1 protein-coding gene is annotated in these 1,020 nt (G+C 65.2%); it reads left to right on the top strand.

Translation table 11 applies throughout. The features are described 5' to 3' along the window. The first annotated feature begins 89 nt into the window (after window positions 1-89). Window positions 90-998, top strand: a complete 909-nt coding sequence (locus ACIQLF_RS21870) for an IS982 family transposase (protein ID WP_400303358.1) — start codon at window positions 90-92, stop codon at window positions 996-998. Window positions 999-1,020 lie beyond the last annotated feature (22 nt).

Below are 1,020 nucleotides of genomic sequence, written 5' to 3'. Positions count from 1 at the left end.
CTAGATGATTGATTCCAAGGGATGACTACGCGGGCAAGGGTGTCCAGACTCGAGGTGTAATCACCAACATTCGAACCTGGAGAGTTCTGATGGACAACGACCTGGACACCCTTGCAACAGCACTGTACGCCTCAACGGATGACTTTTTGAAGGCCAATCCGGACGTGGCCCCGTGGCGGCCGACGGTCGGTTTGCAACCGCTGATCACCGACGCGGAACTGGTCACCGTTGCGGTGATGCAAGCCCTGCTCGGCTACACCTCCGAACGCCGGTGGCTCCGCCATGCCCGGGTTGACCTGATCGAATGGTTCCCGCACCTGCCCGGGCAGTCGGGCTACAACAAGCGCCTGCGGCACCTGGGCGAAACCCTGCAGGCCGTGATCTCGCACCTGGGCCGGGACACCGGCCTGTGGGCCGACGGGATCTGGGTGGCCGATTCGACCCCCGTCGAATGCGGGCGCTCCCGCGAGACCGCCCACCGCTCGGACCTGGCGGGGTTCGCCGAGACCGGGTACTGCGCCTCGCACTCGCGGTGGTTCTGGGGCTTGCGCCTGCACCTGTTGTGCACGCTGGCCGGCATGCCGGTGGGCTTTGCGCTCACCGGTGCGAAGGCCGACGAACGCACGGTCCTGCTCGGGATCCTGGATTCCATGCCCGCCAGGATCGGTGCGGGGCAGGTGATCCTGGCGGACAGGAACTACTACGGGAAGCCGTTCGAAACCGCCCTTTCCGAAGGCGGCATCGTCCTGGTGCGGCCCACCCGTCAGGGCGAGCGACGACGACCCGGCAGGGAGTTCCTGAAGCCATTGAGGCAAGTCATCGAGTCAATCAACGACACCCTCAAGGGCCAGCTGGACCTCGAATCCCACGGCGGACGGACCGTCGCCGGGGTCACCGTGCGGGTGCTGCAACGCCTCCTCGCGATGACCGCGGCGATCTGGCACAACCTGAACACCGGCCGTCATCCGCTGCGCTCACTGACCGCCTATGACCACTGAGCCCTTGGAATCAATCATCTAG

The organism is Paeniglutamicibacter sp. NPDC091659 (genome assembly GCF_044756805.1).
Classification (GTDB): Bacteria; Actinomycetota; Actinomycetes; order Actinomycetales; family Micrococcaceae; genus Paeniglutamicibacter.
This window is presented reverse-complemented; position numbering and strand designations above follow the sequence as displayed.

Excerpts from the sequence above, each read along its gene's own strand:
- ACIQLF_RS21870 (WP_400303358.1), top strand. The coding sequence starts at position 90 with ATGGACAACGACCTGGACACCCTTGCAACAGCACTGTACGCCTCAACG.